The sequence below is a fragment of the Bradyrhizobium sp. STM 3809 genome (assembly GCF_000239795.1).
Classification (GTDB): Bacteria; Pseudomonadota; Alphaproteobacteria; order Rhizobiales; family Xanthobacteraceae; genus Bradyrhizobium.
Window position 1 is genome coordinate 1 of sequence record NZ_CAFJ01000749.1, and the last position, 820, is coordinate 820.

At 57.7% G+C, this 820-nt stretch carries 2 protein-coding genes; both read right to left on the reverse strand.

What is annotated here, in order from left to right:
• Window positions 1-304 (reverse strand): helix-turn-helix domain-containing protein (locus BRAS3809_RS32215; RefSeq protein ID WP_035659956.1); only part of this gene is annotated, 304 nt, incomplete at its 3' end.
• Window positions 305-539: 235 nt separating this feature from the next.
• Window positions 540-820: nitrilase-related carbon-nitrogen hydrolase (locus BRAS3809_RS32220; RefSeq protein WP_283805784.1), on the reverse strand; the 281-nt coding region annotated here is incomplete at its 5' end.

Consider the following 820-nt stretch of genomic DNA (forward strand, 5'->3'; position numbering starts at 1 on the left):
CGGAGGTTGCCAGAAAATCAGATACATAGGCCGGAGAGGCGCCCTCGCCGAAAGCTTCACCATTGGTCCCGCCGCTGGGGACGCCTTCGAACAGGAACGAGACAGGGACCTGCAGGACTTCGGAGATCTGCTGGATCCGGCTGGCGCCGACTCGATTGGTGCCTTTTTCGTACTTCTGTATCTGCTGGAACGTGAGACCGAGAGCCTCACCAAGTTTTTCCTGGCTCATGCCCAACATGATACGGCGCATCCGCACCCGGCTGCCGACATGCTTGTCAACAGGGTTGGGCGCTTTCGTCGACATCTCTCAACTCCTTAGAATCAGGGCCTCGGAACGAGGCGGTCGCAGTATGCCTCAGGCGCTCACACCGTCAATTTCTGCTCGCATGTCGTACTAACGATGGACGGTCGAGCAGCGAACTGAGCGGATCATGCTGCCGCGCGAGAATGCGAATTGCAGCAGCTATCTGTCAACACTTGGGGTTTTGGATGTCAAAAAAAATCTTACGCCCCCGGAAAGAAACAGAATCTTGCTGTCGTCAGGGAAGCTTTTGAGCAACACGTCTGCGAACGGCCGTGCTCAGGGCGAGCACTAACAGGATTGCGGCAGGAATGTCGCCAAATCTCGCATAGATCGTGGGCTGCAACGCAATAGGCAGCATGGCGTCGAGCACGCCTTCGGTGCCGAGAGATAGTTGCGCGACGATGCGGCCGACAGGGTCGATCACGGCTGAGATTCCGGTGTTCGCTGATCGAACTAATGGAAGTCCCTGCTCGATGGCGCGCCACTCCGCCTGCTGCAGATGCTGATGAGGACCGG